Genomic DNA, 26,696 nt, shown 5'->3' with positions numbered 1-26,696 from the left:
TACCTTATTGTTTGAAGTTCAGTTTATCGATTGAGTCTTGAAGCTTTGCTCGTGCACCTTCAACACCACCTATTCCATTCAATTCTTTCTCACTTTTTTTTGAAAGTTCAGCTATCTCATCAGAGGCTTTAGATAACTTTGTCGCAATATACCCACCAACATCAGACTCAATACCAATCTCACTCAACAACTCATTTTGAGCGTCATGGACTTGAGCTATTGAAGCCAAATGCCCCGTAACAATTGAGTTAGCTTGATGAATAGCTAAGTAAGAGCGATTAGTAGAAGCCAAGAGTTCTCTCTCTTGTGCATTTAAATTATCGAGCAATTGCTTGCGCTGCCTATCTACTGACTTAGTCACATTTATTACAAGAATTTCCATAGCACCTATAGCCTGTTCTTGTTGTTCTGAACTTGCATCAGTGGATAGCCCATTAGAGATCATCCGTATAAACGAGGTATGACCATTTTGTAGCCTAGCACGATCTTTTTTTATCGATTCTCGGATGGCATAGGGTGTATAGACATTATCTATAAACTCATTCACATCATATCTCATTCGTGAGTACAAAATACTAATGGTTTGAACGTGAGATTTGTGCATTTTTTCTATGTCACGCCCAACTGTCGCAGAAAGCTCGACAGACTGAGTTGGAACTTGTGAACATCCACCAAGTACTCCGAGCAGAACTAATAAAAGTGTGCGCATCTAATCATTTCCATATATTGAGTGATTAATTCAATTGATTAATTGAAAGTCTCTTTAATGACTGATTAAATGTTACCCATATAGGAACTTGATTGCAAAGGAGATTGTTGAATATGTCTATATTAGAGAGTGTTAATGTTGAACCAGATCGAAAATCCACGTTATTAGGCTTAACACAACCAAGTTATCGCCAAGCATACAGCGATAGAACAGCTTGGTTAATGGCTACTTTTTCAGAGCTAGCGTATATACGTTTTAATCCAGCACTACCAAGCAGATTGCAGAAGATAGGATTAAGTGAAGCATTGAAACGGCTCACAGATGGATCTACTAGCATAAATGTGTCTAAAGCATTATCTACTATAGAAGGTTTACTCTGGGATCATGACGAAGAAAAGAATAAACTAGTCAATGAGTTAAATACTCTTAATGAGACTCAGCTAATAAAAACCTTCAGTACTGAACTAGGAACCCAAGCAATATTGGTAGAAACCCCTACCTCCTATGTTTTGGCTTTTAGAGGAACTGAAGCTACGAGCCTTAACGATATAAAATCAGACGCCAAAGCTACAATAACCAAATGTAAAAGCCCAGGAAAAGTACATGAAGGCTTTCATGAAGCTTTTGAATCGGTTGAGGAAGAACTTAGTGTTGCTCTGAGTAAACTGACAGAGGCTAAACCATTATTCATTACAGGTCATAGTTTAGGTGGCGCATTAGCAACAATTGCCGCGAAACGGTTAAAATTCGATTTTGGCATAGCAGCCTGCTATACATTCGGTTCACCAAGAGTTGGGGACAAAGAGTGGATTTCTACAATAAAGACACCGATTTACCGAGTTGTCAACGCTGCGGATTCTGTGACGATGCTACCACCTAATGGCCTAGCAATTGGTGCTATTAGTACGGGGGTTAGTTTCATACCTTGGGTTGGAGTCAAGGCAAAGGAGTTCTTATTAGAAAAGTTCTGTGGATATATGCACGGCGGTAATATGCGTTACTTGACAAACTGTAAGAAGGGTGAATATGAAGATGTTCAGCTACTTTACTCAGTCTCTTTTTTGTTCAGGCTAAAAGCCCTTTTAATAGGAAAACTTCCATACAAGAAGTTTCTCTCTGATCATTCAATCAGTATTTACCGCAAAAAACTAGAGATCGTCGCCATAAAGCGTAATTAAGCTTTTAAAGTATAATGTGGGCCTTGATTCCATCAAACTAATCTATGTTCCCTTTACATAGATTAGTTTGAATTAGGTGTTTAGCCAAAGTTAGACTCAACTAACTAGACTCCCCATCAAAGGCGGTAGATTCATATGATCTAAACTAAACATACAGAGCTAGTTTGCCTATGTTGCTATACAAAGCTAACTATCAACATCCTTTATTAGTATGACGGGAAATTCTAGCACGAATATAAGCAGTCTGTTTTCTATAGGCCAATACCATCAATCCCCCTAACCCAGAAATAACAATAATTTCCATATTGTCATTGAGCCACGAGACGTTTAACGAGTACAACTCCCATACCTTGGCACAACTAAGGCAAAACATCACAGAGCACAAAGTTCGAAACATATTGTTTTGCTCTGAAAGAGTAACAATAAGCCCGTCCTCTTTTGAAGCGGTTACATAGTCTGTGTAGTCTGCAAACTTAACAATTCGAAGCTTCTTGAGTATTGGTTCCACCAATACTGAGCCAATACGGCTTATGACCAAACCTATGAAATAGTAAAAGAATACACCTAAAACTAGATCCTCCTGCCTTAACGAAAACTGTGTAAGTTCCTCCAACAATACAATAAATAATGCCCCTGGAAACAAGTAATTAAACAAGTTATAAGATGATATCTTAGCGAGTAATTCATTCATTTTAAGTCAAAATTCCTGTTGTACCCTACTTGCAAGTTGATACCATCAGCTCCTTTGATAAGCATCACAAATGGCAAAGGTTGTTTTTGTTTCGTAACATCTCTCAATGTACGCAAATCCGTGCCCGACTCTTTAGATGTTGAACAAGGATGTGAGTGCCATGTGCCTAGTGGCAACAACATCTCATTGCAATTGTCCATTAAATCGTTACATTCCCTATCTTTATCAATAGGTTCCAAAGTCAGACCTATTGGAGTTGACGTAAATGTGCCTTTTGATGCAAATACTATTGAGATACGGTTTAACTCCATGCTCACAAGTCCACATAGGTAGCCGCCTGCTTCATTTGGTGAATACTCATGTGTCACTAAATCGCATTTTTCAATAACAGAAGAGTGAATGGTAATATACCACTCTATTCCATTAGCATCAGTAACCTTTTTCTCCTCAAAACACAATTCGTCTTGAAGTGCTACTGGGACATATCCGCGAGGTAGACCATCATCATCTAAAACATTGACTCCCAGCATTGCTGTAGACTGAGACATTTGCTTTCTAATTAAAGGGACAAAGGTTGAAGCATGATTAAGTACCGAAGACCACGGTAAGGCCAAAGTTTCGCTACTACAACTCAAGCCTACTAATTTAGATTCTAGGGCGGCATCTCGAACTAACCATTGACGCAATGCTTCAACCCGACACGAAGACAAGAGCATATATGCATCAAGGTCTAGCATATCTGCGCCTTCACCATTACTTTGCAGACATTGGATGACACCAATACGACCACTATCGGAAACATAAACTCGCGTTACTGCACATGAAGGACGTTCTTGCCATGAACCGATGAGGTCAGTGCCCGTCGTATCTACAAGTAAATCTAGCTTAGAGCAAATAAGTTTTTCATTTTGAAGTTCAAAATGCTTATCGAACCCTTCAACCCCCTTTCGATGTTCTTCACTCAACTGTTTTAACCGATCAGCAACCATTCTTGCTTTAGTGGATAGCACGGGTGTTTCAAAAGTAGGATCGATACAAACATGACGAGCAGAGTTGTGTAATTCTATACTATCCCTATCCCATTGCTTAATTTTGAAAACACCAGATCTAGCCAACTGATCTGAGATAGCAGACCCTAAAGCTCCTGCGCCAATAAAACCAACCGAACTTTCGTTAGATTCAACCCCTGAAATTTGAGCTAACTCTCTCGGTCTCATTCGAGAACGTAATGACAGAAAATCTACCTGAATTTTTCGTCTACGATAGTGGATTAGAAATGGAAGTAACTCTACTTTTCTATGATCTTCATTTTGAGAAAGTCCCATAATTTCGGAGATCAACGCCTTAGGTCTACGTTTAGCAATAACAATAATAACTGCTCGATCTTCATTGAAGCGAGAGAACTCAGACTCTAAAATATCAGCAAAACTGTTAAACCTATCATCACAAGTAAACGCTTTAAGGTCAGCTAAAGATTCTATTTCTCGACAGTCGTTAACATCATCTACACGATCATGATTGGGTACAATGACAAACGTACTTAGATCTTCCAGCTTTTTTCCATCTATACTTGCCTGTTGCGTAGCACATTGACCACTTTTTCTTGCATTTACATAACTGCTAATGTTTTTGAGGTTAATATCTGAATTGCAGGCAGAAACACCAAATAGCGTCTCCCTAAACCTACTAAAAAAGACCTTTGTACTGAGTTTAAGTAACATCCCTTCATTTTTATGATTACACACCATCTCTTGCAACTTAGGTGCATTCACAACTAGGCTTGCACAGCTCGTTCGAGGGGATGGCTCCCATCCATCAGTATTTAGATCCCCCAAAGATGCATCAACTAACCATTCTCGAAGTACATCAATAAGACTTTCGATACCTTTTTGCATGTATAAAGCGTCAGTTCCACCTTTTCGCCATAGGCAAATTGAAGCTGGAGAAGTCACCTTAGTTGGATTTAAGTGAGGTAGATCTCTAGGGAAGTCGTTCCGCATCGCTAGAATATCAGGTGCATTTCTCACGTCAGTTTTTGAGTAACTTAATTTGATTTGTTCTGGATTATGAATACGCTTGTCGCAAGCTTGAGGATAATGCGGGAATTTGATATCAAAACAAACCTCAATCGTATGCTCCAATACCTTAACAGAAGAAAGCAGCACTTCTTCGTGCTGCTCTAATACCCTTACATCGTAACCAATCCAATCAGGTAGAGTTGGCATTTCAATTATCCGTATGTTGTAGGCTTGTTGACTGCGGACGCTTTAGTAGCATTACTGCTCTTTGTCTTCTTCTCTAGGGTTATACCTTTATCACTTAATGTAAAAACTATCGGTGCTGTTTCTCCTTCGTGGTCTGCTGTACAAAAGAAACGTTCTTTAGATTCATCGCTCTCAGAAGTCTTCAATATTGAGATCCACTTATTCTTAGCTTTGTAATGAGGTGGATTATCATCATCACGCTTAATTTTCTTGGAAGAAGAAACAACAAATGCTTTGCCTAATGGATGACTAAGGGCGCTAATCGCCTTGTCATTATCTACGTAGTCACTGTTTTTATCTGTTTTGTCATCTTTCTTTGCAAAAGGAGTCAAACTACAGTGATGTGGTGCCGAGCACAAATGCCAATCAAGATCTTCTTTTTCATAGTCAGAATCAAGGCGCTCCCATACCTCACATTCAGCGTCGCCGCCTAAAAGTATCTTTGTATTGTTCTTTTCGCCACTATAGATCCAACGCACCACAACACTGCTATTATTTCTGCTTTCGCCTTCAACCTCTTCGCTATTTGGCGCTAAAACCTTACCTTTAAGTTTAGTGCCTATCGAAAGGCTGCCACCTTCTTTGACGATATTTAAACGATTCCCGTCCTTATCAGCATCCTTAGTGCCTTTAAGTCGATTGCGACGGCGAATTTCGTTTAATATCGCTCTTGACTGGTCTGTTTTATCTTCTGTCAATGCTCGTTCAGAACATGCAATCTCACAAACTAGTAGCGTTTTCCCATCGTTTTTCCAGTTATCTGGAGTACCACAATGAAATACATCGGAAAAGCCTAACACATGGTCTTGGTCTTGATGAGTCGACACAAAAAGGCTTAGCTTGTTGTCTGAGCATGCGTTTTTAATATCATCAAAAATATCATATACATCATCATCAGAAGAGCGGTATTTAATATCTGTAAGAACCGACTTATAACCCGACTTGATCAAAATGCTATCACCGTTATCGACGGGTAAGTATTTAATATAATCTGCCATGACAGCTCCTTGTCTATCATTAATTTAAATGTCTTTAAAGCGATGAATTACCTGATTGCTTGAGCCACGCCATAGTAACTCAGAATCATATCGCTCTTGTTCGAATTTCCCATCAATCAGAACATCTATGTGTTCAACTATCGCTTTTTGTTCTGAAGATAGCTCATCGATGGTGTAGCCAGTCCACATCCATATGTCTTTGTCAGGACATTCCTCTTTCACCCTAACAACCAGTTTATGTATGCTAGCAATATTTGCTGGATGTAAAGGATCACCTCCTGATAGTGACAGTCCACGCCTCTTAATACGCGTATCTTTTAGGTCTGTGATGATCTGCTCTTCTATCTCTTGAGTGAATAGATGACCAGAATTGGGGTTTAACGTTGATTTGTTGTAGCAACCTGGGCAGTTATGTTCGCACCCTGCTACAAACAGAGTGCAACGTGTACCTTCACCATTCACAACATCAACTTGCTGATATTTATGGTAATTCATAATATACTACATGTGCTTAACACGTCTAATAACTTCTTCTTGCTTACCTGAATTAAACGGGCGAGCGTCAGGAGAACCTAAATAACCACAAACACGACGTGTGACTGATACTTTTTTAGGGTCATGATTGCCGCACTTCGGACAAGTAAAACCTTTGCTCGTACACTCGAACTCACCTGCAAAACCACACTCATAACACTCATCAATTGGCGTGTTAGTGCCGTAATAAGGAACTCGGTCGTAGCTGTAGTCCCACACATTCTCTAGCGCTTCGATATTACGCTGCATGTTAGGGAACTCGCCGTAACAGATAAAACCACCACTCGCTAGTTCAGGGTATGGCATCTCGAAGTCAATCTTGTCGTATGGATTAACTTTCTTCTGCACATCAAGATGGAAGCTATTCGTGTAGTAACCTTTGTCAGTCACGCTATCTAGTACGCCGAACTCTTTAGTATCTAGTGCGCAGAATCGAGTACACAAATTTTCAGAAGGCGTGCTGTATAAGCTGTAGCCCCAGCCACTTTGCTCTTTCCAACCATCGACTTTGTTCTTGAGGAACTTAACGATCTGGATACCTTTCTGACGAAGAGTTTCATCATCAAAAATATGCTCACCATCTTTAGCGTAAAGAGCGTTGATGGTCTCATGAATACCAATGTATCCCATCGAGATTGAAGCACGACCATTCTTGAAGATGTCCAACACTTCGTCATCTGGGTTCAGTCGAACACCCAGAGCGCCTTCTGTATATAGGATTGGTGCGACTCGTGCCTTTACGCCACGGAGTCTGTCAATGCGTGTTTCGAGAGCACGACGAACAAGTTCAGTGCGCTCTTCCATGATTTCGTAGAATTTCGCTTCATCACCATTAGCCTCAATAGCCATCCGAGGTAGATTAAGGCTCACTACGCCGAGGTTGTTACGTCCTTCGTGAACTTCATTGCCATTCTCATCTACATAACGACCTAGGAAGCTACGGCAACCCATTGGTGCTTTGAATGAACCAGTAACTTCCACTACTTTGTCGTAGTTCAGAATGTCTGGATACATACGTTTTGAGGCACACTCTAGAGCAAGCTCCTTAATATCGTAGTTTGGATCTTCTTTTTTAAGGTTGATGCCATCTTTGATTGTGAATAGCAATTTAGGGAAAACCGCAGTCTTCTTGTTTTTACCTAATCCTTTGATTCTATTCTGGAAAATTGACTTTTGAATGAGTTTAGATTCCCAACTTGTCCCTAGGCCAAGGTTCACACTCAAGAACGGAGTCTGCCCATTACTTGAGAAAAGCGTATTGATCTCGTACTCAAGAGATTGGAATGCATCGTAAACTTCCTTTTCTGTAAGTTTACGTGCATAAGCCTCAGGATTTGGTACATCCCACTCTTTTGCCGTATTGAGATGCTTCTCATGACTTACTGTAACGTAAGGTGCTAGTACCTCATCTAGACGGTTCAATGTAGTACCACCATAAGTATGGCTAGCTACTTGCGCTACGATTTGGGCAGTAACGGCTGTTGCTGTTTGGATTGACTTAGGTGTGTCGATTTCTGCATTACCCATTCGGAAACCGTTCTTCAGCATGTTCTCTAGATCTACAATCATGCAGTTGAACATCGGGAAGAATGGAGAGTAATCCAGATCATGGTAATGGATCTCACCAATCTCATGTGCTTGAACAATATCACGCGGTAGCATGTGGTGTTTTGCATAGTGCTTAGAGATAATACCTGCAAGAAGATCGCGCTGCGTGGGAATTACTTTGCCATCCTTATTTGCATTTTCATTCAGTAGATCAGCGTTGCTTTGATCAACCAAACCAGAAATTTCAGCACTTAATGCACTTGCTTTTTCACGTTGTATATCACGGTCATGACGATACTCAATGTAAGCACGAGCTACATCTTCATCTACATGCATTAATTCTTTTTCGACCAGAGACTGGATCTTGGAAATCTCTATTTCGACTTTACCATTCATCTTCTCGCATACGTTAGCGGCTACAATATCGCCAAGTTCGCGCTTAGGGCTGTTGATGCTCTCTGCTGCTGCTTGAACAGCATTCTTAATGAGTTGTGCGTTAAAGGTTGCTTTTGCACCGTCACGTTTAACCACAACTGCTAATTCGTGTTGCTTCATAATCATATTCATTTCTCCTTATAGTTTTATCTTCTGAGCTGCAATTTGAAAGGCTTGTTTTTGTAAGTTTTGTTTCTTTTGAAACTCACGAGAGCACTCTCCCGAAAAAACAGCCAACTCAGCCAGGTGAAATGAATTCTCTATTGTTGAGAAATCCAACATTTTAGAGGCTTGAAGGGCTAAGGTGAAATCCCCTTGCTCTAGATAGTACGCACACACACATATAATTTTCATAAAGTGCTTTACAACATAATGCCCGTTAGCAGTGTGCAGCGTGTTTACTTCGTATTCCAATGACTGAAACGCGTCGTAACACTCTTTCTCTGTACGAGAGATAGCAAAAGCTTCTGGGCTATGAATGTCCCACTCTTTCGCTAACGATAAATGCTTCTCGTAACTCGCCATCACGTAAGGCTCTAAAACCTCATCGATACGGTTAATCGTAGTACCGCCATAAATATGGCTCGCCACTTGCGCGATGATTTGCGCTGTAACCGCAGTCGCCGTAGAGATCGACTTCGGAGTGTCAATTTCCGCGTTACCCATCTTGAAGCCATGCGTTAACATGCCTTTCAGATCGATAAGCATACAGTTAAACATTGGGAAGAACGGTGCGTAGTCTAGATCGTGGTAGTGAATGTCACCACACTCGTGAGCTTGTACGATGTCACGTGGCAAAATGTGAGTTTTCGCATAGTGTTTAGCCACGATACCCGCCAGCAAGTCACGCTGAGTTGGGATAACTTTGCCGTCTTTGTTGGCATTCTCATTGATCAGATCAACATTGCTTTCTTCGATCAAACCTTCGATCTCACGAGTTAAAGCACTTTGCTTTTCACGTGCGATGTCGCGGTCATGACGATATTCAATGTAAGCACGAGCCAGAGACTTGTATGGTCCCTGCATTAGCTCGTTCTCGACCATGGTTTGAATTTCAGAGATATGAACTTCATCGTAGTCTTCGAGCTTCAACTCAACTGCTAATGCCACATTCAGTGCATAAATAGCAATTTCCTTATCGGCTTTGTCTGATGCTGCTTCCACTGCAGCTTGGATGCGATCTCTACTGAATGGAGCTCTTGAGCCATCACGCTTGATTACGATTGATTTCACCACTTCTCCTTACTCTTGAGGTATTCACAGACTTATCCACAAACACACTATATAGAGCGATTTATCGTTTAACTAACACTAGATATTGTGGCGTATTTAACGAGAACCACCAACTTTGAGTATTGATTTAGATCAATAAAACTCTCACGCTGACTAAGATCAATTCAATATTATTACGCTAGTTCTCAAGTCGAAAAGAAACAATGTAACAATAAAAAAACTGCTAAAAAGAGTTGAATTTTTGGTAAGTGTTGTAGGATAACGGCTCAACTATATTGGACGACAAAATCAGGGATATTTGGGATGAAACGACTTCAAAACTGGATAATGTTAGGCTGCTTACTCAGTAGCCAGACATTTGCTGAACCTTTGACCATATCCAGTTGGAATATCGAATGGTTATCAACCAACGAGGCTGTGAATAAGTTTTCTGCCCAACGTGATCAAACTGATTTCGACAAACTTGAAGAATACTTTCAATCCTTAGATGCGGATGTGGTCGCCTTTCAAGAAGTCGATGACGTAAATGCCATTCAGCGCGTGGCTGGCGATCAATACAAGATATTGATGTCTGACCGAGCATTACCAGAAAACAGTAACCATCAGTTCAAAGAAGTGAACCAATACACAGGCTTCGCAGTTCGTAAAGGAATCACACTCACCGATTACGCTGATTTTCCTCTGGAATCGAATACTAACAGCAAGCTTAGGTTTGCCAGTTACGTGGTCGTTGAAACAGGCTCGAAACCAATTCACATGTTGTCTGTACATTTAAAGGCAGGCTGCAGCGGCGCGTATAAGTCTAACCGCGATTGTTCACGCCTAAAAGACCAAGCTCAACAACTGAATAAGTGGATACAACAAAGAGAACGTAACGGTGAAGACTATGCGATCTTAGGCGACTTCAACCATAACCTATCCTACTCAAGAGATTGGATGTGGAAGGATTTAACTGAAAACACGGATGCTCGTTTGGCGACAAGAAAGACCCGTGCGGATTGTAAGGTTCGCTCAAATCGTAATAACCACCGCACACACCAATTCCGCTCTGTGATTGACCACATTGTCGTTAGCGATTCATTGAGTGCATCACCTGCAAAGCAGAAGGTATTTGAAACGCAAGATGTGTTGGACTACAAACTCAGTGACCATTGCCCAGTATCAACGACTATTAAATAATAGATAGAAATGTACAAAGAGGCTGACTGGCTTCTGATTAAAGAGCGTCAGCCTCTCAATACTCATATCAAGCCTATGCGGTCAGCGATAGGTTTAACGTTAACAAATTTTATTCGTTCGACCTGCCAACCACATTCCCGCCAGCATGCTTATCATAAACACCCACACAGTTGGGTTACCGCCACTAAGACTTGTAACTGCAGGCCCTGGACAAAAGCCTGCGAGCCCCCAACCGAGTCCAAACGCTGTTGAACCTAGAATCAGTTTTCTGTCGATTAGCGGGTTGTTACGGCTATCTAACGGCTCGCCATTGATTGCTTTAGCGCGCTTTTTAATGACTAGGTGATAAAACGGAGCGAACACCAGTAGCGCACCGCCCATGACGAATGCCAAGCTGATATCCCAATTGCCAGTCACATCTAAGAAGCCAAGTACTTTCTTTGGATCAACCATACCTGAGATGATCATACCCGAGCCAAACAAGATTCCAGCAAGTAAACCAACAACGATACTAAATGAAGAATTTTTCATTATGCCCCCAACCCTATCAGGTTCTTGATAAGCACGGTTGCTATTGCCACACCCATGAATACACACGTTGCGATAATGGAGCGTTTAGACAAACGCGCCATGCCGACAATGCCATGCCCACTAGTACAGCCGTTTGCCGTTTTAGTGCCAAAACCGACTAACAGACCAGCAATAACGACTACCAAAAGGTTCATCTCTTCCAATTGAGGGAGTTGGTAACCGGTAGGAATTAACAACCAACCACTAACTACCATTCCAACAACAAACGCGATACGCCAATGCTTTTCAGTTTTTTCTGCATCCGTGTCTTTGCTTTCTTTGTTGCTGGTGCGAACTGGTAATAAACGGCTGACAATGCCACTAATACCTGCAACTCGACCAATGCCCAACATTAAAACAATGGCCGACACACCTAACAACATGCCACCGAAAAAAGCATCCCAAGGAATAAAACTAACCACTGGCCTCTCCTATCCACAAACTCGAATCTAACTCACCGCTATTTAAATTAGAGTTTACTAATAAATATAAATTAGTCAATGCTAATGTAATACCAGTATGTTTCGGTTTGTAAATCAGTAATCAAAAAGCTTCCCCCATGAAAAAAGCCCCTAGGTGTTAACCTAAGGGCTTAAGATTTCTTCTGTCTGTGGTAAAGAACCGTTATTTAATCTTATTCTTCTCCGCAATCCACTGCGACATGTACTTAGTGCTTGCCATGCTGTGGTGCTTTAGCATTGAACCGAAGAAATTATCCAGTCGATGCGAATCAAGCTCAGAATCTAGCGCAATTAATCGCTCGATCAATTTGTCGCCCAGTTGATTCTGTTCATAGTACGCTTCAAGAATTGAATGACACTGGCTTTGAGCTTGAAGCCACTTATCTTCATCTTTATAGAGAGCGACAGCTTGTTCAACAAACTCGTCGATATCATCTGCCACCGCACCCGGCCATTGCAGTTTGCCTTGTGGTAGCATGCCTTCACTGCCGATCTCACTCGTCACGTTTGGAGTTTGCAGCTTCATCGCATCAAGCAGCTTACCTTTAATGCCCGCACCAAAACGTAATGGCGCAACACAAACACGTGCCTGTTCCATCACTTCTTGAGCATCTTTAGCCCAACCTTTGATGTGGAAACCGGTTTTAGGGTTATGCAAAGCGGTTGCCTTTGGCGGCGGGTATGAACCGTAAATATGAAGCTCAGTGTCAGGCAACTGCTTACGAATCTTCGGCCAAATCTTCTGTAACTGAAGCACCGCATCCCAGTTAGGCGCATGTCTAAAGTTACCTATCGTCATGAAATGCTTACGTTCTTCAAAACTTTTTGTGCTTTCAGGTAACGTATTAAGATCAACCATAAACGGCAGATGATGTAACAGCTTTGGATCGATATTGAACTCAGATTGGAGCAGTTCCATCTCGTAGCTTGAGATGATCAACGAAAGATCACAGCGCAGAATCGCGGCAATTTCACGTTTCGCCAAATCACTGTACAGGTATTCTTTCGTTAACTCTGTCTCTTTCTTAACTGCTTCATGTCGAGCATTGCGTAGGAATTGTAAATCTTCAGTATCCAGTAGCTTAAAGGCATTCGGACATACCTTCTCAACGCGCCAGCCGAATTGCTCTTCCATCATAAAGCGGTCAAACATTACAACATCAGGTTGCAGCTCTTCGATGTACTGGTCAAAGCTATCGCAATTTAGCTGAATAGATTGGCTTGTGATGCCCTCTTCTGAGAGGTCGATCATGTGCTCGGTTTCTTGAGCTGGCGTTGCGAATTCAACAGACCAACCTTGTCTCTTAAATAGACGCAAAAGAGACATCATGTGGCTGCCAGCCGCCGATGAATTCGGTTCTGGCCAAACGTAGCCAATTGCTAAAACTTTCTTCAAAACACTTCCTAAGAAATAACAAAAGGGACTGTAGAAGTCCCTAATTAAACGTAAATCAATTTATACCGCTGATTATAATTGGTTCTAAGAACTCAGCGATCAGATTCGCTCACCTACATTGCGAGCTATCATAAGCACTTCATCAGCAGAGTACAGGTTTGAAATCGTGGTTTTGACCTCTGCACCTAACGTCAATTGATAAAGCTTTTGTGCAAAGTTGTCAGCTCTGGTGGTCACTAATACATGTTTTAGCGTCGAGCCTTGCTCTGCTAGCTTCTGCTTCACTTGCGGCAAGGAGTCCAGAATCAGTTTTTTTCCCAATCCTTTCCCCTGCGCACTTGGTAACACGGCAAGTTGCTCTAGTTCTAAAACAGCTTCAGGTCTAAACCCACTCTTTTGCACCCAAATTATGTAGCCAACAATCTCACCTTCGCTCTCTGCAACGAAGTTAAGAAAGCGTGGTGAAGCGCTTAAGTTACATTGTAACCAATCTTTTGAGTTTTGCTGTCGAACAAAAGTAGCTTGGTGAACTAAAACCGCACCATCAAGGTCGGCTTTTGCCATAAAACGAACTTGCGCCATGTTGCTACTCGTTCTCAGAATTAGGACGCGTTTTACAGTGTAAAATGGCTCTTTCCAAAAGCTCTAAAGCCGACTTATCTGCTTCTGGAAGCTTAGCGTCCGACTGACCTAACGGTTCAACACGGCTACCCCATTTAATATGACCAGCACCCCAAGTTAAACCGGCACCGAATGCCGCTACAAGGATGTTTGAGTTCGGTTTAACAAAGCCTTGCTCTAACGATTCACACAATGCAATTGGCACAGTCGCAGCCGACGTGTTGCCGTAATTTTGAATGTTCACGAACGCTTTCTCACGTTCAATGCCCGCCATATCGCACAGAGTTTGAATGATTCGGATATTTGCTTGGTGTGGAATCACAACGTCAATGTTGTCTGTTGAGATGCCAGTACGGCTCAATACTGTATGTGCTGCTGCACCCATGCCTTTAACCGCACGTTTGAAGATCTCTTTACCTACGAAATCAAAGTCCCAGTAACCGTTGTCAGCAGCGAAGCGATCCATAGATGTACCGAACTTTGGCACTGCTAGAATATCGCGGCCTTCTGCGTCACAACCTATCTGCGCTTCTTGCAGGCCAACTTGTTCTTCAGTGCGAGATAGAACCACAGCGCCAGCGCCATCACCGAATAGAACCGCAGTATCACGCTTGGTCCAGTCGATGAAGAATGAAAGACGTTCTGCGCCGACAACGATTGCATTGCGGTAGTTGCCCGCTTGAATCAATCGAGTTGCGGTTTCAACACCGTAAATGAAGCCTGTACATGCTGCGTTAAGGTCAAAAGCCGCTGCGCTCTTGATACCTAGGTTCTGTTGAACCTTAGACGCAGTATTTGGAATAAGAGAATCAGGGCTGCACGTTGCGATGATCACGAGATCGATATCTTCGGCAGTAAGGCCAGCGCACGCCATTGCGTGTTGAGCAGCAACAGTCGCTAGCTCAGAGGTATTTACATGACTGATACGACGGTTTTCGATACCAGTTCGAGTACGAATCCACTCGTCAGACGTATCAATGAAAGTGCTTAAATCATCATTGGACAGCACGGCTGGTGGCAGACACTTTCCCCAGCCAGTAATTTCGGCGTAAAATTTTGTCATCATTTACCTGTTTATTGTTTGTTTTTATTTAAGTATCGTATTCTAGTTTTAAACAGTATAAGCGCTCCGTGCGTGATTCGTAAATCACGTTAGCCACGGAGTTACAATAAAAAGAGAAAGTTATGTCTACATTCAACACACGCTGCCCTTCTTGTAATGGCTTAAACCGAGTTCCTTCAGAAAGAATTTCAGAAAGCCCAACTTGTGGTAAATGCAAAACAGCACTGCTCGATGGCGCTCCTATCGAGGGAACGTCACTTAATTTCCAATCTATCTTGAACAGTTCACAGCCTGTAGTTGTCGACTTCTGGGCGACATGGTGTAACCCATGTGTAGGCTTCGCGCCTGTGTTCAGCGACGTTGCAAAAGAACGCTCTGGAGATGTTCGATTCGTTAAGATTGATACTGAAGCTCAGCAACAGCTTGCTGCAATGTATCAAATCAGAAGTATTCCGACGGTCATGGTCTTTAAAGACGGTAAACGTGTCGACACGATCAACGGTGCGTTACCAAAAGGTCAATTTGATCAATGGCTTAATCAAGCTCTAACGAAGTAAGTTTGTTTCGATTCTTTCAGCAATCAACAAACAAAATAGGTTAAGGAACCTTAATGGATAAGGCTCCCTAACCTATTGTAAATCTGCCTGTTTTCTCTAACCTTTCCGGCTAACCAGTCATTTCGTGTTCTGCGCTCTCATTCGCGACCTGCTTATTTACACTGTCTTTCTTATCTAAGTTGTATTGGCTTTTAATCTGATCAGCGACTTTTTCAGCAATCATAATGGTTGGCGCATTAGTGTTTGCCCCAATCAGTGTCGGCATTACCGAAGCATCAATGACTCTCAAGTTATCCAATCCATAAACTTTGAGATCTTTATCTACCACGGCTAATGAATCACTATTAGGCCCCATTTTACAGGTTCCAACAGGGTGATATTGGGTATCAGCTCGGTTACGGATGTCTTGCTCTATAGCCTTGTCATCATTGACATCAACAGGATAAAAAGCATTGCCACGAATATCATCGAACGCTTCGCTTTCTAGCATTTGATACTGCTTTTTCCACCCTTTAATCATGATCTCCATGTCTTCAGGATGGCTGAAAAACGCAGGGTCGATCCTAGGTGGATCATAGGGATCACTACTATTGAGCGTTACAGTGCCATTACTTTTGGGACGCAACAATGTGACATGAGAGGTAAAGCCATGACTGGTATGGATTTTTCGGGCATGGTCATCCACAACAGCAACGACAAATACAAACTCTAAATCAGGCACCGCGATATGATCATCTGAACAAAGAAAGCCGATTCCCTCTGCAAAGTTACTGCTCATCTTACCACGGCGTTCTTTGTGCCATAAGGGCAGTGCTTTGGTCATTTCAGATGCCATTTGCAATGAAATACCGAACGTTTCGCGCTTTTCGCTGCACTTATAGGAGTGAACCAAGTCGATATGATCTTGCAGGTTCTTGCCCACACCGGGTAATTCATGAACTTGTTCGATACCATGCGTCTCTAGTTCAGCTTTACAACCGACACCAGACAGTAATAGCAATTGGGGAGAGCCAAAAGCACCTGCAGACAAAATGACTTCCTTGTTGCATCGGATCTGATAACGTTTGCCATTGGAGCCGTATTCAACACCTACCGCTTTCTTACCTTCAAACAAAACCTTATGTGTGGTTGCTTTGGTCACGACGGTAAGATTCGATCGTGACAGGTTTGGAGTTAGGTAAGCCTTGGCAGCACTGCACCGTTCGCCATTCAGCTGAGTGACCTGAGTCGGCATTGCACCAAACTGAGCAGCCCCATTTATATCTTCATTGCGTGGCACACCTATCGACTCACACGCAGTTAAATACCGCTCCAACATCGGGCTTGGCGACCTAAGATTTGCCACATTAAGAGGACCACCTTGGCCGTGATACTCATCTTGGTGAACTTCGTTATTTTCTGCTTTTTTAAAGTAAGGCAGACACGATTCATAGTTCCAGCCAGCATTGCCTAAGCTCTCCCATGTGTCATAGTCATAACGATGTCCACGGGCGTACATCATGGCATTGATAGAGCTGGAACCACCGAGAGTCTTGCCCCTCGGTTGATAGCCCTTCCTACCATTTAAACCCGGCTGTTCGACTGTCTCGAAAGCCCAGTTATTGAGCTTTGTCGGCATCATAGCCACAACGCCAACCGGCGTATGAATAAATGGGCTCGTATCTTTACCGCCAGCTTCTAACAAGCAAACCGTCACATTAGGGTCTTCCGACAATCGAGAAGCCATCACACAACCAGCCGAACCGCCACCTACGATGATAAAGTCATAGTTATCCATTGATTGCCTCCGCAACTTCTAAAGGGTGTAGCTCTCGTTTTAAGACTTTTCCGGTAGCAGTCATGGGTAAGGCGCTACGAATAAACACCTTACGAGGATATTTGTAGTCCGCGAGTTGCTCACGACACCAAGCCATCAAGGCTTTGCTATCACACTGGGTATGCTCGTGAAGTACAACATGGGCGTGAATCTCTTCACCCAACTGATCATGGTGCTCGCCCACCACCGCCACCATCTCCACATCAGGGTGACACATCAATACTTCTTCAATTTCTCGTGGATAAACGTTGTAACCACCACGAATGATCATGTCTTTAACACGATCAACAATAAACAAGTTACCGTGCTCATCGACGCGTCCGATGTCACCCGTTAAAAACCAGCCGTCTCTGATCGCTTCTGCCGTTGCTTCAGGTCGTTGATAATAACCTTTCATGACACTTGGGCTTTTAATGCAGACTTCTCCCAAATCCCCCATAGCGACTGAGTTGCCTTGTATATCAGTAATCTTAATGAGGTGGCCACATAAAGGCTGACCCACACTGCCCGTCAAACGATCGCCATCAATATGGTTAAAGGTCGCAACCGGCGCCGTTTCTGAGAGCCCATACCCTTCTAAGACTGGTAATTCGAAACGAGATTCAAACTGTCGAATAACCTCAAGTGGCATCGAAGCACCACCAGACACACCAAGCCTCAAGCTGTGTTTGACTTGCTCTGAGCGCTCTAAAGACTCTTCTCCAGCTTTTAGAAGCGCAATATACATAGTAGGAACGCCCGCAAACACACTGACTTTATGGTTAATGATCTGCTCGATCACCAAGGACGGCTCAAAGCGCGGAATCAACACCATGGTAGAGCCCGTTAACACGCTCGCGTTCATCATCACAGTTTGGCCAAAACTGTGGAATAGAGGAAGTGTGGCCATTGTGGTATCGCTATATTCCAATCTCATAAGATACTGCGAAGACATCGCATTGGTTTGCATGTTGGTGTGGGAAAGCTCAGCCCCTTTTGGCTGCCCAGTCGTACCAGAGGTATAAAGGATCACAGCAGTATCATCGCCATGACAAGCCACAGATTCAAAAGGAGTCAAAGGTTGTGCTAACCAATCAGCTATTGATTCATGCTGCTCATGGTTTTCTGAAAGCAAGGATGTTGCGCCGTTTGGTATTGGCATAGACACGAAATGTTCGCAGTTATCGACCTGGACAAAACCTTGTAATCCATAGCGTCCGATAGGTAACTCTTCACTGCCCTCAAAGCATAAATAAGCTTTCGCATCTGAATCATTAAGGTGATAAGCGATCTCTCTGGCCTTGAATAACACATTCAAAGGCACCACCACACAGCCCGCTTTTAGAATCCCGTAATAAGCGATTGGAAAATACGTGACGTTCGGACACGACAGCGCGACCTTATCTCCCTTTTTTAACCCGAGCCTTTTAAGGTTCGCGGCCACGTTTCCAGAAAGTTGTTCTAACTGAGAAAAGCTGACTTCATCCGATCCCATACGCAGAGCGGCTTTAGTTGGAAAAAGCGAAGCGCTGCGCTCCAAGTTAACAGCAAGATTGTGCATCCATGATCTCCTTATTCGGCTTGACCTAGCGGTCACATTCGCCTTAGACGTTTTAATCGTTGTAATAAGTGTTGTCTTTGTTGCTATCAAATTCTGCACATTGGTGTGTCATGTAGGTAAGAGTATTTATTGAGCAAAATAGTAGTGATTGAGCAAAATGTCTGAGACGCTCCAATGTGCAACCCAAGAAATTACAACATTTTGGTAACATTTCGAACAGGTTTCAAAAAGACAAAAACCGGTGAAATTCGGACAAAGCCTGCGCAAGCCCAATAAAACCTTGCACACATAAACCAAAATTTGGAACAAGCTTGCGAAAGTGAGAACAAGCAACAGGCATAAATGTTAAAAGTTCGGTTAAAATATCGATATTCAACAAGAGGCAGCTTATGGAATACACCGCAGTTTACGAACCCGATATGCAAGCATTCGGCATTCTGGATCTTCAGTTGCTGCATCGTTACCTATCACCTGCTCTCTGTATCGAAGAGTTACTCGAAGGCAGTAACATCGATGCTCTCCAACTCAACACACCTGATACACACATCACTTTGGCGCAAAAGCTTGCTGTGTTCAGTAATGCGTTAGCGAACACAGATGAAGGTGGTTTAGGGTTAAGAGTCGGCCAACAAGCACGATTTAGTGACTTTGGTGTTTTGGGTTATGCGGTATTCAGTAGCGAAACGCTGTTGGATGCTTTACTGATTGGGTTCAAGTATCTGCAACTTGCTGGCCCAGTTCTTAGAAAGACCATGTCAGTAGAAGACAACGTTGGCTACTTTCGGGCAGAGCAACTGATCGAACTTGATTCTTTACTGCCCTTTTGTTGTGAATACTGGTTCGCGGCGATACACAGTTTGTGCGAAGAAGTCTTGCAACAACCCTTTCCTTCTCAAGTGATCCGATTCCCCTATCCAAAACCTGAATACGGGGATCTTTATACAGAAGTTTTTGGTTGCCCGGTTGAATTCAATAGTGACCGTCTTGAATGGGAGTTTGACGCGACCACCTTGTATTCGTCTCTTCCTACCGCCAATACCATCACTTTACAGATGTGCTTAAAGTCGTGTGATGACATGTTGGCAAAAGTCAGCGCACCCACCAGCCTCAAAGAGAAAGTCTCACAGATGCTGATTGAAAGGCCGGGATGTTACCCTTCGATAGAATCCATTTCTTCAGAACTCGGCATGTCTTCTCGAACACTGCGCCGTCACCTAAAGGCTGCTGATACAAGCTATCAGAAGATACTTGATCATGTTCGCTATCACCTTTCCCGGCACTACCTTTCTTCAACTCAAATGAGTATTGAAGAGATATCTGAACGAGTTGGCTTTTCTGATAGTGCTAACTTTCGACATGCCTTTCGTAAGTGGAGTGGTAACTCGCCACGCCAATACCGTAAAGAAGCGCTCTTATCGTAAACTGCACTTCAAATTTAATTTCAACGCTACAAATAAATTTGTTTTCACCCTCTTAATTAAATAGCCAATGAACAAGGGTTTAACGGCTTTTTGACCACATAAAATCTCGTCAAATGACCAAATTTCGCAACGGTATTTTAGCTTAGTCAGTCGATAAATTTCTTTTATCTTAACGACCATTTTTATTCGTTTTACCCAATTCAGTTTCTCCCCCATAGTCGCGGAAAATTCATCGTTTCTTTTACTATTTAGAGGCTCCTGCATTGGACAACATCCAACCAACAACTCGCATAACTGTTCCTGTTATTGCATTGTCTTTTTACGCGATCGCTTCAGGCTACTTAATGAGTTCATTACCATTAATGCTGTCTGAGTATGGCTTAGACAAAGATCTATCGAGTTGGTTGGCGAGTGCATTCTATGCAGGTCTACTGGCTGGTACATTATTGATTGAACGTGCCATTGCGCGTGTTGGTCACAAAGACGCGTTCGTAATCGCATTGAGTGTGTTCATCGCAACGATCCTTGTATTGCCATTGATCCCACACCAAGCTGTATGGCTATTAGCTCGCTTTGTGGCTGGTGTAGCGGTTGCAGGTATCTTTGTGATTGTAGAGTCTTGGCTAATGAGCGGTGACGAATCACAACGCGCAAAACGTCTCGCTATCTACATGTGCTCACTGTACGGTGGTTCTGCAGTTGGTCAGCTTGGTATCGGTTACCTAGGTATTACTGGTGGTGTACCTTTCATCGCAATGTTCACCCTTCTGTTTGGTGCGATCATTGTTCTGATGTACGGACAAGCAACACCACCACAGATCCACGATGCGCAATCTTTGTCTTTAAAGCAGATCAGCAAATTAAGCCACAGCGCGCTAATTGGCTGCATTGTGTCTGGATTAACTCTAGGTGCGATTTACGGCTTGATGCCAGTTGAACTTGCTCAACGTAACATTGCGCACGAAGACATTGGCGGTTTGATGGCTTTGGTTATCATGGGTGGCATGGCTGTACAGCCGATGGTGACTTGGTTATCTCACCACATAGGACAAGTGTTATTAATGGCTCTGTTCTGCCTGCTAGGCGTTGCAAGCATTGGTGTGCTGACTATCAATCACGATTTCTACGTACTAGGCATGAGCTTGTTCGTATTAGGCATGGCGACATTTGCGCTATACCCAATCGCGATTAACTTGGGTTGCCGAAACCTTGACCCAAGCTACTTGGTGTCAGTGACTCAGATCATGCTACTTTGCTACAGCATCGGTTCTGTTGCCGGACCAATCGTTGCAGACAGCTTTATGGATTCACAAGCAGGATTATTCACATACCTGTTCGCGTCTCTACTTGCTACAACGATCTACATGTTGATTGCTAGTCTAAAGCGCTCTCACCTACAGATTGCAGGCGAGTAAGCTCAAATAGACAGACACAAGAGACGTGTCATCAGGGCTCTGAGTTAAGACTTCATGTCTAAGCGAAGAGCCCTTTTTGTTTTATGCCAACGGTAAGAAAGATCGACAACAAATAACAATAACGTCTATTATTTTAGAAAGTTAAGGTTGAAATACGTAACCTTCACCAGTGATGGTAATGATTAATCCATCTCCGAATAACGATCTTATTTCGGATATCGCAACAATCACAGATGAGTTGGTCACTTTCTCACTTTCCCAGCCAATCTTCTTTAATTGACTAACACTGAACAATTCACCCCTATGTCGATTCATAAATAGAATGATCTTTCGGTATGCCAAAGGCATGGTAGCCAGTACGTAGCCGTTCTCTACGTTGCGAACAAGTTTGGTGTTGAGTTCAACAATTTTACCGTTTAATTCAAGTATTACGTTGTTTTCAGAATGGTTCGTTTCTATTACAGGATAAGAGTCCATTTTTATATCATTCCCTTACTATATAGCCAGCGACAATGTCAGATTTGTTCGTATTTATATAACGTCGCTTATATGTGGACGTTTTAGATTTGACGATAATCAATGGAATTCGTACGGTAAAGAGATTAAATTTTTATTATTAAAATATTAATAGGATATCAATAGGAGATTATTTATTACTCCATGACATACCCTTCGTTGGAAATTGTTTGAATACAACGACAGTCAAGAATCCTTCTTATTTCGTAAATAGCGACCAAAACAGAAGCAGATGTCACAGCTTTACCAGCCCAGCCTACGCTCTTCAATATTTGCTTGCTAACTACTTGACCTCTGTTCAGGTAAAGATAGAAAAGCACTTTACGATGAGGCTCAGAAAGCGTTCCTATTATTGATCCACAGCCCTGTTTTCGAACAATTTTCGTGCATGATTGAAACTCTTTATTATTTAAAGTGAGCTTTGATGGAAGAGTAAAATCATTCACCTTACCGATAGCTTGTTGCATTTATTCCTCACACTGCATATGCATTCATGTTTTTAGATATTTCTAATAGTACCGAATAGATTAAAAATACTAAATTGATAGATAGCTCAATACCGTAATATTACTGCAAAGTTTGATCTTGCGTAATTGAACGAGGAAGCAAGCGAAGCTAACCGCGCAGTCGATGACTCTTTCGATACTGACTGGGTGACAAGCCGAAATGCTTTTTGAAACGATGCGAAAAGTTATAAGGATCCTTGTAGCCCAAGCGATTAGCAATCATAGAAACAGACCAATCTTGATATTTCAGTAGACTGGTGGCTTTATCCATACGTAATTGAATCAATTTGCTGCGTGGTGACAGGTTAAATAGCGTCTTGGTGACTCGGTTGAGTTGCTCTTCACTGATGAACACTCTTTCGGCCATCCCTGCTACTGTCCATGGCTGGTGCAGACTGCTTTCAATCTCGTTATAAAGCGCTTGAACACGTGCAGTGGTGCTGGTCGACTTAGGCTCAAACCCCGTCAAGGTTCGAATAATTTCACTCAAGAGTAACTTACGGTAACTGGCTCTACCGCCTATCTCAAAGTACACCAAGTTCATTAATGACCAGATCTGCTCACACTCTCCGAACGGCACAATCCCCTGACCTAAACTTGCGATGTGCTGCCACTGCTTAGTATCAGGCGTCAACATCCACGCCATTTTCCAATAATTATATTGATGATCGAGTTCAAAACGAAATGGGGTTTCAGCAGGAAGAACCACGAGTGTATAAGGCGTAATCGCTTGTACCGATGTTGCGGTTGTTAGAACACCACCACCTTCCATAGTGAAAATCAACGTATGAACATTAACGGATTCACGCTCAAACCAATAACCATCATATAGCTTCGCCATGCCGCCCATATAAACACCAAAGCTTTTCATCTCTGGAATATCTTCAACGGTCAAAAAACGTTCTTTGCACTGTTCAGCGAGAAAAACATCATCATGCCAAGTTGATTTTGGTCTCATTGAATCAATGACGGATTTGCACAGGTTTTGTTGTTTTTTAAACATGTTGTTACTTCACTCAAATCACTATAGTTCTGCCATAAATCGGAGAGCTTATGACAACTAACATCAACCCTAACTCATCTATGAATAACAAGCCAGAGAGCATCTTTCCTCGTATCGTTAAACTTGGCTTGCCTGTTGCTTTGCAAAGTGCGCTGGTGGCTATTCTTGCCCTTGCTGACGTATTAATGGTCAGTGATTATGGTATGGAAGCAGCTGCAGCTGTGGGAATTGCGTCAAAATGGCACTTCGTTGCTATTATGATTATGGCAGGGTTGGCCTCAGCAAACGGTACATTAGTCGCTCAATACTGGGGGAAAAATGACCGAAAAAGCGCACGAACGGTATCATCGATTGCGATGATATTTGGCTTAAAAGTTCTGCTGCCTGTTACTGCAATCATCACTCTTGGTTCTCAGTTTTTAATGATGTTGCAAACCAGCGATCAAACCGTGATTGAACTTGGCGCAACTTACCTATGGTATGGCTTCCCTGTTCTACTTCTGACTCACATTGTTGTCGTGGTAGAGGCAAGCATGCGCTCATCAGGTGACACCGTAACTCCGCTGTTATTAGGTGGCGTTACCATCGCACTCAACATTGCGCTTAACTTCATTCTTATTAAAGGTGCTTTCGGCATTCCAGCAATGGGCGTCGCAGGTGCGGCATTGGCGACAACCTTAGCGCGATTGATTCAAGTGGGCTTGATGTATAGCTACATGCGTATGCGTAAACATTGGCTATTAACGACACCGAGCTCACCACATCGCCCGTCATTGTGGTTGTCTTACCGTCGCATTGCTTTGCCGTTGACGATGAATGCTGTGTTGTGGGCAATGGGTACCATGGCATATCAAATGATTTTCGGTCACATGGGCACGACTGAGCTTGCGGTGTTTTCGATGCTCGCACCATTTGAATCGCTGTGTTACTCGATCTTCTTTGGTATCTCAGTGGCGTGTTCTGTACTGCTTGGCCACTCACTCGGCCGTGATGAATTTGATGATGCAATGAGCATGGGTCTGACGTTCATAAAAGCTGTGATTGGGTTTGGCGCAGTTGTTGGCCTTCTTCTCTTCCTAGGCAAAGAGCACGTGTTGAGTTGGCTGAACTTAACAGACGAGAAACTGTATCCACTCGCCGCGCCAGCAATGATGATCATGTGCTTTGCTGTGGTGATCCGCATGCTGAACATGGTGATCATCAATGGCATTATTCGCGCTGGTGGCGATAATGCATTTTGCCTGCGTATGGACTTCATCGCGATGTGGATGGTGGGCATTCCAGTATGTGTTTACGGCGCGTTTGTCGCTGGATGGGATTTCAAATACATCTATGGTTTGATGTTGGTAGAAGAAGTGGTGAAACTGGCAATTTGTTCTCATCGTTACCTAAGCCGACGCTGGATCAACAACCTGACGGTGACCTACGAACAACCTCAAGCAGCGTAATCTCTTACGTTCAAGGTTCTAGTTTTAGGTATCGAATATAAACACAAAAAAGTCTGAGAAATCAGACCTTTCTTGTTTCTGAACCGTTTTGTACGGCAAACAATACGTTACTTCTTGTTCATTCGGATATGGCGGTTCGACACATTCGGCAGCGGCTTCTCGGGCACTTTTCGTTTTTCATGTATCAAATGCCTGATCGCTAAAATCGGATGCTTGAGTAACATTCTTGGCCCGGCATAACGCATCACTAAACGCATCTGCTCTTTAGGGTCGGGCTTATAGCAATGAATCGGACACTTATTGCAGGTCGGTTTTGCTTCGCCATAAGGGCAGCGATCAAGTCGTGTTTCGGCATAGCGCAACAATTGCTCACACTCTTCACATAACCCGCCATTCGGACGCACTGCACCGTGGTGATCTTTACAGTAGATGTGCACCATCGCAATAACGGTTTTGTACTCCGTCGCGAGTTCGCCTTGTAGAATATTGTTATGTTGGAACATGATTAACTACCCAGAGAGAGACTGTACAGATTGAGATTAACGCTTTCACTTATCACGTCTTCAACTCGCTCGAACGCAAAACCCAGTTTAGTCAGTAGTGCGATGCTTCGAATGTTATCAGAGGTAGTGATGGCAACTAAATGATCGATGTCAGCATTCTGCTTAGCTTGTTCGATTATTGCTTTTGCCGCTTCATGAGCAAACCCTTGCCCATACACTTCAGGAACAAAGCCATAGCCAATATCATGCGAGTCTAAGCTATCTCTTTTAATTAATCCGCAAATACCAATTGGGGTTAAGGAATCCTTTATTTCGACCATCAATAGGCAAACACCCTTCTCTTCATGCATCTTAAGAATGTTGTTTTCGATGTACTCGACAGCCTTTTCAGTGTCGCTGATTTCCTTATCACCAATGTAACGCAGGAAATCTTCTGAGCTGTATAATCGTTGAATAAACGCCGCATCTTGAGGTGTGATCATTCTTAATCGTAAGCGTTCGGTCTCGACTGCCTGCATAGTGATATTTTCCTTGGTGAATACCATGTAAATATTGAGTTCTAGAGCTAAAATGATTATCCTCCACCGCCTAAACTAAATACAAGGCTATGCAGCAATGAACCGTAAGAAAAAAATCAATCAAATTCTAAAAAAGAAGCAGAAACAGGCGAATTCTAAACTGCATAGTAGCAACAAGCCTCGCTACATTTCTAAAGCTGACCGTGCAAAAATGGAAGCTGAAGAACAGGCTAAAGCAGCTCAAGAGCAGGCTGAAGGCACAGTCGAAACAACTGTTGAAGCTGAAGAGACAAAAACTGCAGAGTAAGTTTATACTCGCAGCCCTTGTCTAGCTCAATACACAGAGCAGATGAACAAAAACAAAAAAAGCAGCCTCTATTTGGGTTGCTTTTTTGATCGAGCGGTTTATTAGCTCACTTATTTTAGCCACCTAACCTTTGAAAGGTTGCACTTCCCAACGAGCAAACGGTGCTTTTGCGTTGATTCCTGCTCTACCCCAACGATCAACAGAATCCACAAGGCTTTGTTTCCTAAATCAGGGAACTAATGCTTAAAGCTACGATCAGATCATCT

At 42.8% G+C, this 26,696-nt stretch carries 24 protein-coding genes and 2 pseudogenes; 7 read left to right on the top strand and 19 right to left on the bottom strand.

The window, feature by feature from the left end; translation table 11 throughout:
- Positions 1–4: 4 nt before the first annotated feature.
- A complete protein-coding gene (locus tag ACED45_RS11355; RefSeq protein ID WP_371714067.1) occupies positions 5–709 on the bottom strand; it encodes a hypothetical protein in 705 nt (234 codons plus the stop codon).
- 113 nt (positions 710–822) lie between these two features.
- On the opposite strand from ACED45_RS11355, the gene ACED45_RS11350 reads away from it, so the two are divergent.
- Entirely contained in the window at positions 823–1,887 is a 1,065-nt protein-coding gene (locus ACED45_RS11350) for a lipase family protein (protein ID WP_371714066.1), read from the top strand.
- 193 nt (positions 1,888–2,080) lie between these two features.
- Here ACED45_RS11350 and ACED45_RS11345 read toward each other — a convergent pair whose 3' ends face one another.
- The 6 genes and pseudogenes from ACED45_RS11345 to nrdD (ACED45_RS11320) form a co-directional block, all read right to left on the bottom strand.
- Positions 2,081–2,578 (bottom strand): hypothetical protein, encoded by a 498-nt coding sequence (locus ACED45_RS11345; protein WP_371714065.1) that lies wholly within the window; start codon positions 2,576–2,578, stop codon positions 2,081–2,083.
- A complete protein-coding gene (locus ACED45_RS11340) occupies positions 2,575–4,803 on the bottom strand; it encodes a ThiF family adenylyltransferase (protein ID WP_371714064.1) in 2,229 nt (742 codons plus the stop codon). The genes ACED45_RS11345 and ACED45_RS11340 overlap by 4 nt, the downstream gene beginning before the upstream one ends.
- Before the next feature lie 5 nt (positions 4,804–4,808).
- Positions 4,809–5,840 carry a hypothetical protein gene (locus ACED45_RS11335; protein ID WP_371714063.1) on the bottom strand — a complete coding sequence of 344 codons (1,032 nt, stop codon included), beginning with the start codon at positions 5,838–5,840 and terminating at the stop codon, positions 4,809–4,811.
- Positions 5,841–5,864: 24 nt separating this feature from the next.
- Complete coding sequence (nrdG, locus tag ACED45_RS11330; RefSeq protein WP_371714062.1) at positions 5,865–6,335, bottom strand: anaerobic ribonucleoside-triphosphate reductase-activating protein; 471 nt, start codon at positions 6,333–6,335, stop codon at positions 5,865–5,867.
- Between the two features lie 6 nt (positions 6,336–6,341).
- Positions 6,342–8,483 (bottom strand): anaerobic ribonucleoside-triphosphate reductase, encoded by a 2,142-nt coding sequence (nrdD, locus tag ACED45_RS11325; protein ID WP_371714061.1) that lies wholly within the window; start codon positions 8,481–8,483, stop codon positions 6,342–6,344.
- A 249-nt stretch (positions 8,484–8,732) separates the two neighbouring features.
- Positions 8,733–9,590, bottom strand: a pseudogene (gene nrdD / locus ACED45_RS11320) (anaerobic ribonucleoside-triphosphate reductase); the annotation flags it as partial.
- A gap of 303 nt (positions 9,591–9,893) precedes the next feature.
- On the opposite strand from nrdD (ACED45_RS11320), the gene ACED45_RS11315 reads away from it, so the two are divergent.
- Positions 9,894–10,769, top strand: a complete 876-nt coding sequence (locus tag ACED45_RS11315) for an endonuclease/exonuclease/phosphatase family protein (RefSeq protein WP_146490433.1) — start codon at positions 9,894–9,896, stop codon at positions 10,767–10,769.
- Between the two features lie 99 nt (positions 10,770–10,868).
- Here ACED45_RS11315 and ACED45_RS11310 read toward each other — a convergent pair whose 3' ends face one another.
- The 5 genes from ACED45_RS11310 to ACED45_RS11290 form a co-directional block, all read right to left on the bottom strand.
- Positions 10,869–11,300 carry a DUF6691 family protein gene (locus ACED45_RS11310; RefSeq protein WP_371714060.1) on the bottom strand — a complete coding sequence of 144 codons (432 nt, stop codon included), beginning with the start codon at positions 11,298–11,300 and terminating at the stop codon, positions 10,869–10,871.
- Positions 11,300–11,761: a YeeE/YedE family protein gene (locus ACED45_RS11305; RefSeq protein WP_065677066.1), complete on the bottom strand. Its 462-nt coding sequence runs from the start codon at positions 11,759–11,761 to the stop codon at positions 11,300–11,302. The genes ACED45_RS11310 and ACED45_RS11305 overlap by 1 nt, the downstream gene beginning before the upstream one ends.
- A gap of 202 nt (positions 11,762–11,963) precedes the next feature.
- Positions 11,964–13,196 (bottom strand): glycosyltransferase, encoded by a 1,233-nt coding sequence (locus tag ACED45_RS11300; RefSeq protein WP_048662816.1) that lies wholly within the window; start codon positions 13,194–13,196, stop codon positions 11,964–11,966.
- A gap of 99 nt (positions 13,197–13,295) precedes the next feature.
- Positions 13,296–13,760: a GNAT family N-acetyltransferase gene (locus tag ACED45_RS11295; protein ID WP_371714083.1), complete on the bottom strand. Its 465-nt coding sequence runs from the start codon at positions 13,758–13,760 to the stop codon at positions 13,296–13,298.
- Between the two features lie 22 nt (positions 13,761–13,782).
- Positions 13,783–14,880 (bottom strand): ketoacyl-ACP synthase III, encoded by a 1,098-nt coding sequence (locus ACED45_RS11290; protein WP_017097618.1) that lies wholly within the window; start codon positions 14,878–14,880, stop codon positions 13,783–13,785.
- Positions 14,881–15,002: 122 nt separating this feature from the next.
- Between ACED45_RS11290 and trxC the strand changes: the two genes are divergently transcribed.
- Positions 15,003–15,437: a thioredoxin TrxC gene (gene trxC, locus ACED45_RS11285; protein ID WP_048660138.1), complete on the top strand. Its 435-nt coding sequence runs from the start codon at positions 15,003–15,005 to the stop codon at positions 15,435–15,437.
- A 109-nt stretch (positions 15,438–15,546) separates the two neighbouring features.
- Here the strand turns inward: trxC and ACED45_RS11280 are convergent, their stop codons facing one another.
- Positions 15,547–17,214 (bottom strand): GMC family oxidoreductase, encoded by a 1,668-nt coding sequence (locus ACED45_RS11280; protein ID WP_371714059.1) that lies wholly within the window; start codon positions 17,212–17,214, stop codon positions 15,547–15,549.
- The gene (locus ACED45_RS11275) at positions 17,207–18,793 is read right to left on the bottom strand and encodes a long-chain-fatty-acid--CoA ligase (RefSeq protein ID WP_371714058.1); all 1,587 of its coding nucleotides are present in this window, start codon (positions 18,791–18,793) and stop codon (positions 17,207–17,209) included. Before ACED45_RS11275 ends, ACED45_RS11280 begins: the two co-directional genes overlap by 8 nt.
- A gap of 389 nt (positions 18,794–19,182) precedes the next feature.
- On the opposite strand from ACED45_RS11275, the gene ACED45_RS11270 reads away from it, so the two are divergent.
- On the top strand, positions 19,183–20,214 hold the full coding sequence (locus tag ACED45_RS11270) for an AraC family transcriptional regulator (RefSeq protein ID WP_146490427.1): 1,032 nt from the start codon (positions 19,183–19,185) through the stop codon (positions 20,212–20,214).
- Positions 20,215–20,477: 263 nt separating this feature from the next.
- On the top strand, positions 20,478–21,629 hold the full coding sequence (locus ACED45_RS11265) for an MFS transporter (RefSeq protein WP_048662820.1): 1,152 nt from the start codon (positions 20,478–20,480) through the stop codon (positions 21,627–21,629).
- A gap of 141 nt (positions 21,630–21,770) precedes the next feature.
- Here the strand turns inward: ACED45_RS11265 and ACED45_RS11260 are convergent, their stop codons facing one another.
- From ACED45_RS11260 to ACED45_RS11250, 3 genes and pseudogenes are all read right to left on the bottom strand, one after another.
- Positions 21,771–22,106, bottom strand: a complete 336-nt coding sequence (locus ACED45_RS11260; protein WP_327784940.1) for a helix-turn-helix domain-containing protein — start codon at positions 22,104–22,106, stop codon at positions 21,771–21,773.
- 147 nt (positions 22,107–22,253) lie between these two features.
- A pseudogene (locus tag ACED45_RS11255) lies at positions 22,254–22,640 on the bottom strand (winged helix-turn-helix domain-containing protein).
- Positions 22,641–22,760: 120 nt separating this feature from the next.
- A complete protein-coding gene (locus tag ACED45_RS11250; protein WP_371714057.1) occupies positions 22,761–23,654 on the bottom strand; it encodes a helix-turn-helix domain-containing protein in 894 nt (297 codons plus the stop codon).
- A gap of 50 nt (positions 23,655–23,704) precedes the next feature.
- Between ACED45_RS11250 and ACED45_RS11245 the strand changes: the two genes are divergently transcribed.
- On the top strand, positions 23,705–25,102 hold the full coding sequence (locus ACED45_RS11245) for an MATE family efflux transporter (protein WP_371714056.1): 1,398 nt from the start codon (positions 23,705–23,707) through the stop codon (positions 25,100–25,102).
- Positions 25,103–25,209: 107 nt separating this feature from the next.
- Here the strand turns inward: ACED45_RS11245 and ACED45_RS11240 are convergent, their stop codons facing one another.
- On the bottom strand, positions 25,210–25,605 hold the full coding sequence (locus ACED45_RS11240) for a nitrous oxide-stimulated promoter family protein (RefSeq protein ID WP_371714055.1): 396 nt from the start codon (positions 25,603–25,605) through the stop codon (positions 25,210–25,212).
- Between the two features lie 2 nt (positions 25,606–25,607).
- Positions 25,608–26,123, bottom strand: coding sequence for a GNAT family N-acetyltransferase (locus ACED45_RS11235; RefSeq protein WP_285954470.1), 516 nt, complete (start codon positions 26,121–26,123; stop codon positions 25,608–25,610).
- A 97-nt stretch (positions 26,124–26,220) separates the two neighbouring features.
- On the opposite strand from ACED45_RS11235, the gene ACED45_RS11230 reads away from it, so the two are divergent.
- The gene (locus tag ACED45_RS11230; protein WP_086714063.1) at positions 26,221–26,430 is read left to right on the top strand and encodes a DUF2986 domain-containing protein; all 210 of its coding nucleotides are present in this window, start codon (positions 26,221–26,223) and stop codon (positions 26,428–26,430) included.
- The last annotated feature ends 266 nt before the right edge of the window (positions 26,431–26,696 follow it).

The sequence above is a fragment of the Vibrio crassostreae genome (assembly GCF_041439375.1).
Classification (GTDB): Bacteria; Pseudomonadota; Gammaproteobacteria; order Enterobacterales; family Vibrionaceae; genus Vibrio; species Vibrio crassostreae_D.
Note: the sequence above shows the minus strand (reverse complement) of the source record. Positions and strands in the feature narration are given on the sequence as shown.